At 64.9% G+C, this 17,014-nt stretch carries 1 pseudogene; it reads left to right on the forward strand.

Annotated features, from left to right (window positions below):
- Positions 1 to 30: 30 nt before the first annotated feature.
- Positions 31 to 17,009: pseudogene (gene tpsA1 / locus LE197_RS08060) on the forward strand (two-partner secretion system exoprotein TpsA1).
- Positions 17,010 to 17,014: the final 5 nt, after the last annotated feature.

The following is a 17,014-nucleotide window of genomic DNA, read 5'->3' on the forward strand; positions in this document are numbered from 1 at the left end:
CCGGGCCCCTACCCGCCAAGGAGTAACGATATGGACATCCGCAGCCCGCTGAACCAGTGCATCGCCCTGTCCCTGGCCGGCATCCTGTTCCTCAACCCGATCGTCGCCGCGGCGGCGGGGCTGGCGCTGGACAAGGCCGCCGGCGGCAACACCGGCCTGGGCCAGGCGGGCAACGGCGTGCCCATCGTCAATATCGCCACGCCCAACGGCGCCGGGCTGTCGAACAACCATTTCCGCGACTACAACGTCGGCGCCAACGGGCTGATCCTCAACAACGCCACCGGCAAGACCCAGGGTACCCAGCTCGGCGGGATCATCCTCGGCAACCCCAACCTCAAGGGCCAGGCGGCGCAGGTGATCCTCAACCAGGTCACTGGCGGCAACCGCAGCACCCTGGCCGGCTACACCGAGGTGGCCGGGCAGTCGGCGCGGGTGATCGTCGCCAACCCGCACGGCATCACCTGCCAGGGCTGCGGCTTCATCAACACGCCGCGCGCGACCCTCACCACCGGCAAGCCGATCATGGACGGCCAGCGCCTGGAGCGCTTCCAGGTGGACGGCGGCGACATCGTCGTCGAAGGCGCCGAACTGAACGTCGGCAACCTCGAACAGTTCGACCTGATCACCCGCAGCGCCAAGCTCAACGCCAAGCTCTACGCGAAGAACCTCAACATCGTCACCGGCCGCAACGACGTCCAGGCCGACAGCCTGCAGGCCACGCCGCGCGCCGCCGATGGCAGCGAGAAGCCGCAGCTGGCGATCGACAGCTCGGCGCTGGGCGGGATGTACGCCGGGGCGATCCGCCTGGTCGGCACCGAGCAGGGCGTGGGGGTGAAGCTGGCCGGCGACATGGCCGCCAGCGGCGGCGACATCCGCATCGACGCCAGCGGCAAGCTGAGCCTGGCCCAGGCCTCCAGCCAGGGCGACCTGAAGATCGCGGCCCAGGCCGTGGAGCTGAACGGCAAGACCTACGCCGGCGGCAGCGCCGAGATTCGCAGCGTGGAGGAACTGGTCAACCGGCAGAGCCTGGCGGCGCGCGAACGCATCGCGCTGGAGGCGGCGCATATCGACAACGCCGGGGTGATCGAAGCCGGCGTCGAGCCAGACGAGCGACGCAACGCGCGCGGCGACCTCGAGCTGCGCAGCGGCACCCTGCGCAACGCCGGCAGCCTGGTGGCCAGCCGCGCGTTGGAAGCGAAGGCGAGCCAGGCGCTGGACAACCAGGGCGGCAGCCTGAAGGGGGCGACCGTCCGGGTCGACGCCGGGCACCTGGACAACCGTGGCGGCAAGCTGCTCGCCGAGGGCGAACTGCGGGTCGAGGCGAGCAGCCTGGACAACCGCCAGGACGGCCTGTTGCAGAGCCGGGACCGCGCCGTGGTCAAGACCCGTGGCGATCTCGACAACCGTGGCGGCCAGGTCGTCGGTCTGAACGAACTGCAGGTCCAGGCTGCCGCACTGGACAATCGCAGTGCCGGTCTCCTTTCCAGCAAGGGAGACATGGACATCGAGGTCGCTCGTCTGGACAACAGTGCGGGCGGCAAGCTGGTCAGCGAGCGCCGTACGCTCTTGAAGGCGGATCGGCTCGATAATCGCAGCGGTCGCATTGTCGCCGGCCAGGATCTCGACTTGAGCTCTCGGTTGATCGACAACCGAGCGGGCGATATCTCCAGCACGTCGAGGGTGGTGGCGAGCGCTCGCGAACAGTTGGACAACCGCGGTGGCAAGATCGTCGGTGACAGTGGCCTGGACATCACAACGCCACGCATGCTCAACCAGGACAAGGGGGTACTCGCCAGCCGCGATGGGCTGCGCCTGAGCGCTACGGAGTTGTTCAACGGCGGGGGAGGCCTGCTGTCCAGCCAGAAGGGTATCGACGTCTCCCTGGCCGGTGCGTTCGATAACCAGGCCGGCAGCCTGGACAGCCGGGGCTTCCTGACGGTGAAGTCAGCCCGGCTCGACAACCAGGGCGGTACGCTATCCAGCGCAGGGGCATTGGCAGTGACCAGCCAGGGCGCCCTGAACAATCAGGGCGGCAGACTGGCGAGCGACGCCGGACTTAGCTTGAGCAGCGCCAGCCTCGACAACAGCCAGGCCGGTGCGATCAGTGGCAAGGGGGCCGTGGAGATTCGTACCGGCAACCTGAACAACAGCCGGAAAGCCAGTATCGGCAGCGATGCGGGACTCACTCTGGTCGCCGCTCGGGTAGACAACAGCCAGGCGGGCCGGATCGCCGCCAAGGGTGCGATCGATGCGGATCTCCAAGGGCTGGACCAGCATGACAGGGGCAACCTGGTCAGCGATACCGGCATCACGCTCGATCTGAACACGGGAAGCCTGGTCAATCGCGCTCAAGGCCTGATCGCCACGCCTGGCACTTTGCTCCTGCGCCAACTCGGCGTGGTGGACAACAGCGGTGGGGAAATCTCCAGCGACCGCGCGTTCACTCTTGCCACCTCCGCGTTGAACAACCAGGGGGGACGCCTGCTCAGCGGCGGAGCCCTGACCTTGCGTATCGCACAGGCCCTGGACAACAGCCTCGAGGGGATTGTCTCCGGTGCCGGAGGTCTGGATATCCAGGCATTCGTCCTGGACAACCGTAGTGGCTCCATCGGCAGCAAGGGCGCCATCGATATCGGTGTGACCCGCCTGGAAAACGACGCTGGCACACTGATCGCTGAACGCGGCCTGAAGCTGGTAGCCGATGAGGCGAACAGTTCCAAGGGGCGTATCGCCGCCAATGGTAGCCTGCATGCCAAGGTTGGCACGCTGAGCCAGAAGGGAGGAGAACTGACCAGTCAGGACTCGCTGACTCTCGACCTGGGCATCCTAAACAATAACGCTGGCCGTATCGCTGGCAACCAGGGCGTAGACATCACGGCCCGGCAGGTGGACAACAGCGTCGGCGAGATTGCCAGCCAGGGCGTGGTGGCGCTGAACCTCACTGAGCAGCTGGACAACCGTGGCGGCAAGATCGTCGGTGACAGTGGTCTGGGCATCACCGCGCCGCACGTGCTCAACCAGGACAAGGGGGTACTCGCCAGCCGCGATGGGCTGCGCCTGAGTGCTACGGAGTTGTTCAACGGCGCGGGGGGCCTGCTGTCCAGCCAGAAGGGTATCGACGTCTCCCTGGCCGGTGCGTTCGATAACCAGGCCGGCAGCCTGGACAGCCGGGGCTTCCTGACGGTGAAGTCAGCCCGGCTCGACAACCAGGGCGGTACGCTATCCAGCGCAGGGGCATTGGCAGTGACCAGCCAGGGCGCCCTGAACAATCAGGGCGGCAGACTGGCGAGCGACGCCGGACTTAGCTTGAGCAGCGCCAGCCTCGACAACAGCCAGGCCGGTGCGATCAGTGGCAAGGGGGCCGTGGAGATTCGTACCGGCAACCTGAACAACAGCCGGAAAGCCAGTATCGGCAGCGATGCGGGACTCACCCTGGTCGCCGCTCGGGTAGACAACAGCCAGGCGGGCCGGATCGCTGCCAAAGGTGCGATCGATGCGGATCTCCAAGGGCTGGACCAGCATGACAGGGGCAACCTGGTCAGCGATACCGGCATCACGCTCGATCTGAACAAGGGAAGCCTGGTCAATCGCGCTCAAGGCCTGATCGCCACGCCTGGCACCTTGCTCCTGCGCCAACTCGGCGTGGTGGACAACAGCGGTGGGGAAATCTCCAGCGACCGCGCGTTCACTCTTGCCACCTCCGCGTTGAACAACCAGGGTGGACGCCTGCTCAGCGGTGGAGCCCTGACCTTGCGTATCGCGCAGGCCCTGGACAACAGCCTCGAGGGGATTGTCTCCGGCGCCGGAGGTCTGGATATCCAGGCATTCGTCCTGGACAACCGTAGTGGCTCCATCGGCAGCAAGGGCGCCATCGATATCGGTGTGACCCGCCTGGAAAACGACGCTGGCACGCTGATCGCCGAACGCGGCCTGAAGCTGGCGGCCGATGAGGCGAACAATTCCAAGGGGCGTATCGTCGCCAAGGATGATCTGCGTGCCAAACTCGGTGCGCTGGTGCAGAACGGGGGAGAGCTGACGACTCAGGGCGCGCTGGCCCTCGACGCCGACAAAGTCGACAACGGCGCTGGTCGCATCGCCGGCAACCGAGGTGTGGTCATCGATGCCCGGCAGGTGGACAACCGTGCCGGCGAGATTGCCAGCCAGGGCGTGGCGACGCTGAATCTCACTGAGCAACTGGACAACCGTGGCGGCAAAGTCGTCGGTGACAGTGGTCTGGGCATCACCGCGCCACGCGTGCTCAACCAGGACAAGGGAGTAATCGCCAGCCGCGATGGGCTGCGCCTGAGTGGTACCGAATTGTTCAATGGCAATGCCGGACTGCTCAGCAGTCAGAGACATATAGAGGTCACTCTGGACGGCGTGCTGGACAATCAGGGCAAGGGCGCGCTGCTCAGCGACGGTACCCTGACGGTGAGCGCCGGGCGCATACACAACCAGGACGCCACTCTGTCCAGCGCCGGTGCGCTGAGACTGAGCAGCCAGGAGGCGGTGGACAACCGTGGCGGCAAGTTGGTGACGGACTCCAGCCTGCGCCTGACCAGCGCCAGCCTGGACAACAGCCGATCAGGGATCATCAGTGCCAACGCTGCGGCGGAGATCCATACCGGGGTTCTGAACAACAGCCAGAAAGGCAATCTTGGCAGTAATGACGGGCTCGGCCTGATTGCTACTGAGGTGGATAACAGCCAGGAAGGTCGGATCACTGCCAAAGGCATGATCGACGCAAATATCAAGGGACTCGATCAGCAGGGCAAAGGGCGGCTGGTCAGTAATGCCGGCATCATACTCGACCTGAACGAGGGAACCCTGGCCAATGGCGCTCAGGGCCTGATCGCCACGCCTGGAACCTTGCTCCTACGCCAACTCGGCATGGTGGACAACAGCGGCGGGGAAATTTCCAGCGACCGAGCCTTCACACTCACCACCTCCGCGCTGACCAACCAGGGTGGCCGCCTGCGCAGCGGCGGTGTACTGACGTTGCGCATCGCCCAGGCTCTGGACAACAGCCTCGAAGGTGTTCTCTCCGGCACCGGAGGCCTGGATATCCGGGCGCTTGCCCTGGACAACCGCAGTGGCTCCATCGGCAGCAAGGGCGCCGTCGATATCGACGTGTCCCGTTTGGAAAACGATGACGGCGACCTGCTTAGCGAAGGTCGTCTGAAACTGACTGCCGAGCGAGCGAACAGTGTCAGGGGACGGATCGCGGCCAGGGGTGACCTGCACGCCAGCGTGACAGCCTTTAACCAGGCGGGTGGCGAATTGAGCAGCGAGGGTGCGCTGATGCTCGAGGCCGATAGCCTCGACAACCGCAGCGGCGGTCTGGTCAGTGCTGATGGCAACCTGACCGTTTCCGCCCGGAGGATCGACAACCGTGCGGGCGAAATCGCCAGCCCGGGCCAGGTGACACTGGACGTCGCCGAGCAGTTGGACAACCGAGGCGGCAAGGCCATCGGCGATAGCGGACTTCGCCTCGTCGCGCCACGGGTACTCAACCAGGACGGCGGGGTACTCGCCAGTCGTGATGGGCTGCGCCTGAATGGCGCCGAACTGTTCAATGGCAACGGCGGCCTGCTCAGCAGCCAGCAAAGCATCGACGTCATTCTGGACGGCGTATTGGGCAATCAGGCGGGCAGCTTGAGCAGCCAGGGACGCCTGAGCGTGAAGAGCGGTCGGCTGGACAACCAGGGCGGTGCAGTCTCCAGCGCCGGGACCCTGTCGCTTTCCAGCCAGGGTGCGTTGAACAACCAGGGGGGCAGGGTGGTCACCGACGCCGGTGCCGTCCTGCGCAGCGCCAGCCTCGACAACAGCCAGGGCGGCATCGTCAGCGCCAAGGGGGCCGCGGAGATCCGTACTGGCAGCCTCAACAATAGCCAGAAGGGCGGCATAGGCAGCGGTGCCGGGCTCGCGCTGGTCGCGGACCTGGTGGACAACAGCCAGAACGGCCGGATCACTGCCAAGGGTGCGATCGATGCCAACCTGAAGGGGCTGGATCAGCAGGGCAGCGGCAGGCTGGTCAGCGATACGGCCATCGCGCTCGATCTGCGCGGGGGAGAACTGGTCAACCGTGCTCAGGGCCTGATCGCCACGCCTGGAGCCTTGCTGCTGCGGCAACTGGGTGTCGTGGACAACAGTGGCGGTGGCGAGATCTCCAGCGATCGAAGCTTTACCCTCGCCGCGACCGCGCTGAGCAACCGGGGTGGCCGCGTGATCAGCGGCGACTCCCTGACCCTGCGCATCGCCCAGGCACTGGACAACAGCCTCCAAGGCGTTCTTTCCGCAAGCGGAGGGCTGGATGTCGCTGCACTCGTCTTCGACAACCATAGCGGCATCGTTGCTAGCAAGGGCGATACACGCATCGGGGTGAACCGCCTGGAGAACGAGGCAGGCCGCGTGGTCAGCGAAGGCGCCCTGGATCTGACCGCCAAGCAGGTGAGCAGCGCCAAGGGGCGCATTGCCGCGAAGGGCGATCTGCAGGTCACGGTTGGCACCCTGGAGCAGCAGGGTGGAGAACTGGCCAGTCAGGGGACGCTGACTCTCGACGCCGATAGCCTGGATAACCGCAATGGCGGCCTGGTGAGCGCCGATAGCGGGGTCACCGCCGAGGCACGCCAGATCGATAACCGCGGTGGGGAAATATCCAGCGTGGCCAAGGTGGCTCTGGCTGTCCGGGAACAACTGGACAACCGGGGGGGCAAGGTGATCGGCGACAGTGAGCTGAGCCTAACCGTGCAGCGCCTGCTGAACCAGGCCAAGGGTGTGCTCGCCAGTCGCGATGGATTGCACCTGGACGGCGCTGAACTGCTCAATGGCGATGGCGGCCTGCTCAGCAGCCAACGCCTGGTGGATGTAACGCTCAGTGGTGCATTGGACAACCAGGGGAGCGGTGCACTGGTCAGCGAAGGGTCGCTGACAGTGAAGGCCGACCAGGTCAATAACCAGGCGGGGACTTTCTCCAGTGCGGGTAGCCTGCTCGTTACCAGCCGGGGCGAGTTGAACAACCAGGGTGGCAGGTTGGTGACCGATGCTGGAGCCACCCTGAACAGCACTGGCTTCGACAACAGCCGTGCGGGCCTGGTCAGTGCGAAAGGGGCTGTGGCCATTCGTACCGGAGCCCTGAACAACAGTCAGAAGGGATCCATTGGCGGCAATACGGGCGTCACCCTGGTCGCCGGGTTGGTCGACAACGGCCGGGAAGGACGGATCAGCACCAAGGGTACGCTCGACGCCAACCTGAAAGGGTTGCTTCAGCAGGGGGGAGGCTCGCTGGTCGGCGAGCGCGGTGTCACCCTCGACCTCAACGGTGGCACCCTGGACAACCACGACCTCGGTCTGGTTTCAACGCCTGGCGCGCTCCTGCTGCGCCAACTCGGCATGGTGGACAACAGCGTCGGCGGAGAGATATCCAGCGACCGTGCTTTCACCCTCGCCGCCAACACACTGAACAATCAGGGCGGGCGGCTGATCAGCAGCGAAGCTTTGACCCTGCGCATCGCCAAGACACTGGACAACAGTCTCAAGGGGCAGGTCCTGGCGACCGACGGACTGGCCATCGAGTCTCAGGTCTTGGACAACCGTGCGGGAACCATCGGCAGCAAGGGCGATGCCCGTATCAGCGTGACCAGCCTGGACAACGCCGAACAAGGCAGCCTGGTGAGTGAAGGCCGCCTGGAGCTTGTAGCCGACCAGGTGAGCAACGGCAACCAAGGCCGTATCGCCGCCAGAGGCGTGCTGGAGGCGGCGGTCGGTACGCTGCTCCAGCAAGGCGGCGAGCTGGTCAGCCAGGGGAGCCTGGACCTTCGCGCCGACGTGCTCGACAACAGCCAGTCCGGGCTGATCGCCGCGAATGGCGGCATCGCTATCGAGGCGCGGCAGGTCGACAACCGCGCCGGCGAGATTTCCAGCACCTCGAAGGTCGCCGTGAACGCCCGCGAGCAACTGGACAACCGCGGCGGCAAGGTCATCGGCGACAGCGGCCTGCGCCTCACCGTGCAGCGCCTGCTGAACCAGGCCAAGGGGGTGCTGGCCGGGCGCGATGGCCTGAGCCTGGACGGCGGCGAACTGTTCAACGGCGACGGCGGGCGGCTCGACAGCCAGAACAGCCTGAGCGTGAGCCTCGGCGGCGTGCTGGACAACCAGGGCGGCGCGCTGGTCAGCGAAGGCAGCCTGACGGCGCGCGCCGCGCGCCTGGACAACCGTGGCGGGACCTTCTCCAGCGCCGGTGCGCTGGCGCTGACCAGCCAGGCCGCGCTGGACAACCAGGGTGGCAGGCTGCTCAGCGATGCCGGCGTGACGCTGAAGGGCGCCAGCCTCGACAACAGCCGTTCCGGCGTGATCAGCGCCAAGGGTGCGGTGGATATCCGCACCGGCGCGCTGGACAACAGCCGCAACGGCGGCATCGGCAGCAACGCCGGCATCACCCTGGTGGCCGCCCGGCTGGACAACGGCCAGCAGGGCCGGATCAGCGCCAAGGGCCTGCTCGACGCCAACCTGAAAGGCCTCGACCAGCGCGGAGGCGGCGTTCTGGTCAGCGAAACCGGCGTCACCCTCGACCTCAATGGCGGCACGCTGGTCAACCGCGATGGCGGCCTGATCGCCACGCCCGGCGCGCTGCTGCTGCGCCAGCTCGGCGCGGTGGACAACGGCGCCGGCGGGGAAATCTCCAGCGACCGCGCCTTCACCCTCGCCGCCGCCAGCCTGGACAACCGCGGCGGGCGCCTGATCGGCGCCGCCAGCCTGACCCTGCGCATCGCCCAGGCCCTGGACAACAGCCTGGCCGGGGTGATCTCCGGCGCCGCCGGCCTGGACATCGCGGCCGCTCGCCTGGACAACAGCGCCAAGGGCACCCTGGCCAGCCGCGCCGGCATCGACCTGCGCGTCGACGGCGCGCTGGACAACCACGCCGAAGGCACCGTTTCCGGCGCCCGCCTGACGCTCGCCAGCGCCTCGCTGGACAACAGCGGCAAGGGCCTGCTCTCCGGCAACGCCGGCCTGAGCGTCGTCACTGGTGCGCTGGACAACGCCGAGGGTGGCCAACTGATCAGCCAGGGCGTGCTGGACGTCAGCAGCGCCGACCTCGACAACCGTGGCGGCGCCCTCAGTGGCAAGCAGTCGCTGCGCCTGAGCGCCGCCAACCTGGACAACCGTGGCGGCCTGCTCACCAGCGACGGCGAACTGGAACTGACGGCAGGGCGCGTCGATTCCGCCGACGGTGGCGAAATCTCCGCCCGGGGCGACCTGCGCCTGACGGTCGAGCGCCTGGTGCAACGCCAGGGCCGGCTGATCGGCGAGCGCGGCGTCAGTCTCGACCTGCGAGGCGGCGACCTGGACAACCAGGGCGGCCTGATCAGTGCCCGCGGCCCGCTGAGCATCGAGCGGCTGAACGTCCTCGACAACCGCCAGGGCGGCGAGATTTCCAGCCAGCAGGGCTTCGAGCTGCTGGCCAGGCGCATCGACAACGGCCAGCAGGGGCGCATCATCAGCGCCGGGAAACTGCGCCTGGACGCCGACGCGCTGGGCAACGCCGGCGCCGGCCTGCTCTCCGGATGGCAGGGCCTGACGGTGACAGGCGGGAGCCTGGACAACAGCGCCGGCGGCACCCTTTCGAGCAAGGACGGCGACTTGGCCATCAGCCTCGGCGGCGCGCTGGACAACCACGGCCAGGGCGCGCTGGTCAGCAAGGGCGCGCAACGGATCGACGCCGCCAGCCTGGATAACGCCCAGGGCATCGTCTCCGGCGAAAGCGACGTGACCCTGAGCATCGCCGGGAAGCTGGACAACGGCCAGGGTGGCCTGGTCTCGGCGCAGCGCGCGCTGAGCTTCGAGCGCGACGATACGCTGCTGAACAACGCCGGCGGCCGGATCAACGGCGGCAGCCTGCTGCTCAAGGGCGCCAGCCTGGATAACAGCGACGGCCAGTTGATCAGCCAGGGCCGGCTCGACGCCATCCTCGGCGGCGCCCTGGTCAACACCGGTGCGGCGCGCCTGGCCAGCGGCGGCGACCTGCTGCTGCGCAGCGCCAGCGTCGACAACCGCGGCGGCAAGCTGGTCAGCCAGGGGCTGCTGGAGATCAGCGCCGGCAGCCTCGACAACAGCGCCTCCGGCACCCTCGCCAGCCAGGCCGGCATGAGCCTGCGCCTGGGCGGCGGCGCCCTGCGCAACCAGCAGGACGGCCTGATCTTCAGCCAGGCCGGTGCCCTCGAGGTGCAGGCCGGCAGCCTGGACAACCGCCAGGGCACGCTACAGGCCCAGGGCGACAACCGGCTGCGTATCGGCGGCGCGCTGGACAACCAGGGCGGCCGCCTGGACAGCCGGGCCGGCAACCTCGACCTGCAGAGCGGCAGCCTCGACAACGGCGCCGGCGGCGTGCTCAACAGCGCCAAGGGTTGGCTGAAGCTGGTCACCGGGCTGTTCGACAACAGCGCCGGCGTCACCCAGGCGCAGTCGCTGGAGATTCGCGCCGGGCAAGGCGTGCGCAACCAGCAGGGCCATCTCTCGGCGCTGGGCGGCGACAACCGCATCGTCACCGCCGACTTCGACAACCAGGGCGGCGGCCTCTACGCCAGCGGCCTGCTCAGCCTCGACGGCCAGCGCTTCCTCAACCAGGGCGCGGCGGCGGGCCAGGGTGGCAAGGTCGGCGCCGGGCGCATCGACTTCAGCCTGGCCGGCGCGCTGGCCAACCGCTTCGGCCAGTTGGAAAGCGAAAGCGAGCTGCACCTGCGCGCCGCCGCGATCGACAACAGCGGCGGCAGCCTGCGCGCCCTCGGTCGCAGCGGTAGCACGCGGCTGGTCGCTGGCGACCTGAACAACGCCTACGGCGTGCTGGAAAGCGCCAACCAGGACCTCGACCTGCAACTGGGCAGCCTGGCCAACGCCGGCGGGCGCATCCTCCATACCGGCAACGGCACCTTCGGTCTGGATTCCGCGCAGGTGATCCGCGCCGGCGGCGAACTGACCACCAATGGCCTGCTGGACATCCGCGCCAGCGAATGGACCAACAGCAGCGTGCTGCAAGCCGGACGCCTGAACCTGGACATCGGCACCTTCCGCCAGACGGCCGAGGGCAAGCTGCTGGCGGTGCAGTCCTTCACTGGCCGCGGCGGCGACTGGAGCAACGACGGCCTGCTGGCCAGCGACGGCAGCTTGCGCCTCGAGCTGAGCGGCGGCTACCGTGGCAACGGCCGCGCCACCAGCCTCGGCGACTTCGCCCTGAACGCCGCCAGTCTCGACCTCGGCAACGCCGCCAGCCTCGCTGGCGGTGCCAATGTCACGCTCGGCGCCGGCAACCTGCTGGTCAACCGTGGGCGGATCACCGCCGCCGGCGACCTCGTGGCCAGCGCCGCGAGCCTGAACAACTACGGCACCCTGGGCGGCGGCGGCAACCTGCGATTGAACGCGCCCGCCCTGCTCAACGAGCGCGGGTTGCTGTTCAGTGGCGCCGACATGACCCTGCGCGCCGGCGACATCACCAACCTCTACGGGGATGTGTACAGCCTCGGCAGGCTGGATATCGCCCGCGACGATGCGGGGGCTGGGCAAATCGCTTGGAGAACATTTCCGGGAATTTAGAGAGCACAGGTGATATGCGTTTCTCCGTGAGTTCACTTCTCAATAGAAGGGAAACTCTAGAGATTGAAGGTGACTTGCAGAATAGCGCTATTGGCGTCCGCTGTACGGGGTGTCAGCTTTCTGAGAGGTGGGGAAAAACTAGGTCTTCGAGCGAGCTTGTCTGGATCAGGGAATATAAGTCTACATTGGGAGAGTCTTCTGCTGCTGCTTCAATTACGGCTGGTCGAGATCTGCTTGTTGTAGGTGCAAGCCTGCAGAATATTGCTTCTAATATAAGTGCTGTAAGAGACGCCACGCTATCTCTGAATAATTTCGAAAACAAAGGTTATGCGTTAGGGGAATATGCGGTCAGGGGCGTTTATTCGCCGCCGAGTAAATTTGGCGAAGAATTGCTTATGCGCATATTGGCGTATAACGCTGTCAACGATCCCAGTTATGGGGAGGGATATGCGAGCACAGGAGGGAGACTTCCGAATATTCATTATTTCGACAAGAATTTTAATGAAAAAGTCTCTCCGCTGGAGGTCATTCATGGAAACGGGAAAAATGGTGGGCCGGGTTGGCACCTGTACTTCGGTACCTTAGATGTTGAGTATCCGGACACAGATCGCTGGAACAAGGCTATTGGACGAATACCGGCGCCGAATTATTCATCGAAAAAAACGGATGCTATTCCAGATCTACTTAAGGGATTGGCTCCTCTCGATGAGTTGACGATTAACAAAGGGGCGAACTCAACGGTTGGTGCTGTCGTGCAAGCTGGCGGTCGTGTAACGGTGAATGCTGCGGAGAGTTTCAATAATTCTGTCCTACAGGGATTTCAGGCCGTTCAGGAAACCCAGTTACCTCATCAGGACATAGCTGTTTCAAGCACGACGAGCGCCGTAGTGACTCTGAAGAGTCAACTGCCAGCGGATTTGGCAAGGCAACAGATCAATCCGCTCACCCTGCCGGGCTTCAGCCTGCCTCAAGGCCAGAATGGGCTCTTCCGCCTGGCGTCCCAAGGAGCCCAGGTGAACCAGGCAAGTGGTGCTCTGAAATCCGCCAGCGATCTCACCCAGAGCGGCCATGGCGTATCTGTATCCGCACAGACAGGCAGTGGCGCAAGTGGCTGGAGTACCCAGGCGCGTCGTGTCGGCGATGATCGGGTCACCTCGCTTACCGGTTCCGCCTATCAAGGCCGGGTAGCTGAGGCTATCGATGCGCTACGGGCTTCCGCGCCAATCTCGGGCGACGGGGGAAACACTGGCCGTTTCCAGGCCGGTGAGCACCAGGCGACCACGGGACTGGGTGGACTCGTCGAGGGCAATGCATCGGGTCACAGCGGCAATGGCGTCATCCTCGCCGATCTGCGCGGTGGTCTACCCTCGTTCTCAAGCTTTCCCGCGGCTGATCGTGTTCAAGGCACAGTGCCCGGTCACGATGGGAATGGAACTATTCTCGCCAATTGGCAGGGCGCGCAGGCGACGGTCCAGGCCTCGCCTTCGACAGTGCGTGTAGAGGGGGTAGCCTCCAGTCCAGGTGGCAATGGCAGCATCCTTGCCGATCTGCCGGCTGAGCAGTCGTCGGTGCAGGCACTGCCTTCGGCCGTTAGGGCTCAGGGCAGCCTGCCTCACCTCGAAGAGCGGAGCGCCGTTCTTGCCGAGCCTCCGGTTGGGCAGCCGGCGCTGCAAACCCTGCCGTCGGTTGTGCGCGTTGAGGGCGTGCCCAGCAATGCCACACCGAGCAACAGCCACAAGTATCTGATCGAGACCAACCCGGCGCTCACCGAGCTGAAGCAGTTCCTCAACTCGGACTACCTGCTCGGTGGCCTGGGTATCAATCCGGATGACAGCAAGAAGCGCCTGGGCGACGGTCTATACGAGCAGCGCCTGGTACGCGAAGCGATCGTCCAGCGTACGGGGCAGCGCTTCATCGCCGGATTGAACAGCGACGAAGCGATGTTCCGCTATCTGATGGACAACGCCATCGCCAGCAAGGACGTATTGGGACTGACCCCTGGCGTCACCCTCAGCGCCGCCCAGGTGGCGGCGCTGACCCACGACATCGTTTGGCTGGAAGAAGTCGAGGTGAATGGCGAAAAGGTCCTCGCCCCCGTGGTCTACCTGGCCCAGGCCGAGGGGCGGTTGGGCCCGAACGGCGCGCTGATCCAGGGGCGCGACGTGAACCTGATCACCGGCGGGGACCTGAGGAACGCCGGCACCCTGCGCGCGCAGAACGACCTCAGCGCGACAGCCGGCAACATCGACAACAGCGGCCTGATCGAGGCCGGCAACCGCCTCGACCTGCTGGCCAGCGGCTCCATCCGCAATGACCAGGGCGGCATCATTGCCGGGCGCGAGGTAAGCCTCTCCGCCCTTACCGGAGACGTCATCAATGAACGGACGGTGACCCAGCACCAGTCCTCCTACAGGGGAACCGGTACCACTGAGGCATTTGCCGATAGCGCCGCGCGTATCGAGGCTGCGCAGAAGCTGACCGTTTCGGCAGCACGCGATGTAGCCAATATTGGCGGTGTCATCGACAGCAAGGGTGACCTCGCTTTGCAAGGCGGCAGGGATGTCCTGGTTTCGGCTGCGGTAGCGGAGCGGGGCTGGACGGCAGGAAGCCAGGCATACCAGACCCAGACGACCCAGATGGGCGCCGAGGTCGTGGCGGGGCGCGATATCAGCGTCAGCGCCGGACGCGATATCAGCGTCGTGGGCAGCCGCATCGACGCTCGTCGCGACGTGACATTCGAGGCGGGTCGCGATGTGGGCCTGGTCGCGGCTGCCAACGAAGAGCATGCCTATGGCAAGACCAAGAAGGTCACTTTCCAGGACGACAAGATCACCCAGCAGGCCACTCGCGTGGACGCTGGCGGCGACCTGGCGATCAATGCCGGACAGGACCTGCGGCTGGTCGCGAGCCAGGCCAGCGCCGGCGACGAAGCCTACCTGGTGGCCGGCGACAAGCTGGAGCTGCTGGCCGCCAACGACAGCAGTTACTACCTCTACGACAAGAAGAGCAAAGGCAGCTTCGGTAGCAAGAAGACCCGGCGCGACGAAATCACCGATGTGACGGCAGTGGGCAGCCAAATATCCAGCGGCGGCGACCTCACCCTGCTCAGTGGCGGCGACCAGACTTACCAAGGCGCGAAGCTGGCATCGGGCAACGACCTGGCCATCGTCAGCGGCGGCGCGGTGACCTTCGAGGCGGTGAAGGACCTGCACCAGGAGAGCCACGAGAAGAGCAAGGGCGACCTGGCGTGGCAGTCGTCGAAGGGCAAGGGCCAGACCGACGAAACCCTACGCCAGAGCCAGCTCGTCGCCCAGGGCAACCTGGCGATCAAGGCCGTGGAAGGGCTGAAGATCGACCTCAAGCACATCGACCAGAAGACCGTGAGCCAGACCATCGACGCGATGGTGCAGGCGGATCCGCAACTGGCCTGGTTGAAGCAGATGGAGCAGCGCGGCGATGTGGATTGGCGGCGCGTGCAGGAACTGCATGACAGCTGGAAGTACAGCAACTCCGGGCTGGGCGTCGGCGCGCAGTTGGCGATAGCGATTGTCGTGACTTACTTCACGGCGGGTGCGGCGAGTGCGGCATTGGGATCGATGGCGGGTGTGGGGGCGGGCTCAGGAAGCATGATGGCTGCTGCCGGTAGCACTGCAATGGTCCAGGCCGGTACAGCAGTAGGAACAGCTGCCGCCGGCTGGGCGAATGCCGCTGGAACTGCCGTGGCTATGGGCATGGCCAGCAATGGAGCGATCAGCACCATCAACAACCGGGGAAACCTGGGGGATGTCGTCAAGGACGTGACCTCCAGCGATGCGCTGAGGGGCTATGTAGTCGCTGGCACGACTGCGGGGCTGACTGCCGGCGTCTACGACAAATGGACCTCGACCCAGACCGGCACCTCGACCGCTCTACCGAACACCGGGGCCGTGGCGCCCGCCGCAGGGTTGGGCACCTGGCAAGGTGTGGGCCAGTTCACCTCGAACCAGTTGCTGCAGAATGGCACTTCGGTGCTGTTGGACCGGGCGCTGGGCGGCAAGGGCAGCCTGGGCGATGCGTTGCAAAACAGCCTGGCAAATGCCTTTGCGGCCTACGGCTTCAAGCTGATTGGCGACACCACCCATGGCGTACTGGACGACGGCAGCCTCGGCAAGATCGGCTTGCACGCCCTGATGGGAGGTCTGGCCGCCGAAGCGGTCGGTGGCGATTTCCGTACCGGAGCCCTGGCTGCGGGAGTCAACGAGGCGCTGGTGGATAGCCTCGCCAAGCAATACGCCAGCCTGCCCATCGATGACAAGAAGGGCCTGCTGATCATGAGTTCGCAGTTGATCGGCGTGCTGGCGGCTTCGACGCAGGGCGATGCGGACGCCAAGAACTTGCAGACGGGAGCCTGGGTGGCGGGGAATGCCACCCAACACAACTACCTCAGTCATTGGCAGGAGGAGAAGAAGCGGCAGGAGGTCGATGGCTGCAAGGACAAACAGCTCTGCAAAACCGGAATAGAAGCCAAATGGGCAATTATTTCGGCCCAGCAGGATGTCGGTATCGTCGTAGGTGTTGGAGGAGGCATCGGTCTTTCGACAGCTGAAACCGCAGTGGGTGTTTATGAGCTGGTCAAGAACTGGAGGGAAACCTACGCAGCTCTGGAGCAGTTGGCCACTTCGCCAGAGTTCCGGCAGCAGTTTGGCGATAACTACCTGAAGGGGCTGGAGGAGCGCGCCGCATTCTTGACCCAGGCTTACGAGGATGCCGGCTGGCAAGGTTCGGTCACAGCTGGTGTCGAGGGCGGTAGGTTCGCTGCGGAACTTGTTGGCGTTCTGACGGCAGTAAAAGGTGGCGCGCAGATAACCGCCAAGCTGCCAACAGCAGCCAAGAACCTGGTCAACGCGATTGCGGAGTCACCTGTTTCCGGTAGTATGAGTTCGCAGCTCGGGGCAGTGGGGGACTTGGGTAAGCTGGGTGGGGTCGCAAAAGGAACTGCTAATTTCCCGGAAGGGATGAGCTTCAATCCCAACATCAAGAATCACCTCAGCAATTTTGATGGCCTGACGCAGAAGAGTGGGATTAGCGGTACTCATAACCTAGATGCTTTCTCTCAGGCGGCATCCAGTAATGGGGTGAAGGTACTTAGTGAAACTCCTGGCTCGGTTAAGGGAATTACGACGATTGAATATCAGATTCCTGCATATGATCGTGCTGGGAATGTAATTGGCTATAAAGCGCAGCCTTTTACTAAAACTGTATATGATCCTAAAGTTATTTCTGATCAGAAGGTTCTAGATCTCGGGCAGCAAGCTGCTGCCAGTGGTTATGTAAAAGCGGTAGCTAGTGGTGATCGTTATTATGATAGTACGGCTGGAGGTATCACCTTTAGAGTTTATCTGGATGAAAGAACAGGAGCTGTCCTTAATTTTCATCCGAAATAATAGGT

Origin of the sequence: Pseudomonas sp. PS1(2021) (assembly GCF_020405165.1) — a bacterium.
GTDB lineage: Bacteria > Pseudomonadota > Gammaproteobacteria > Pseudomonadales > Pseudomonadaceae > Pseudomonas > Pseudomonas aeruginosa.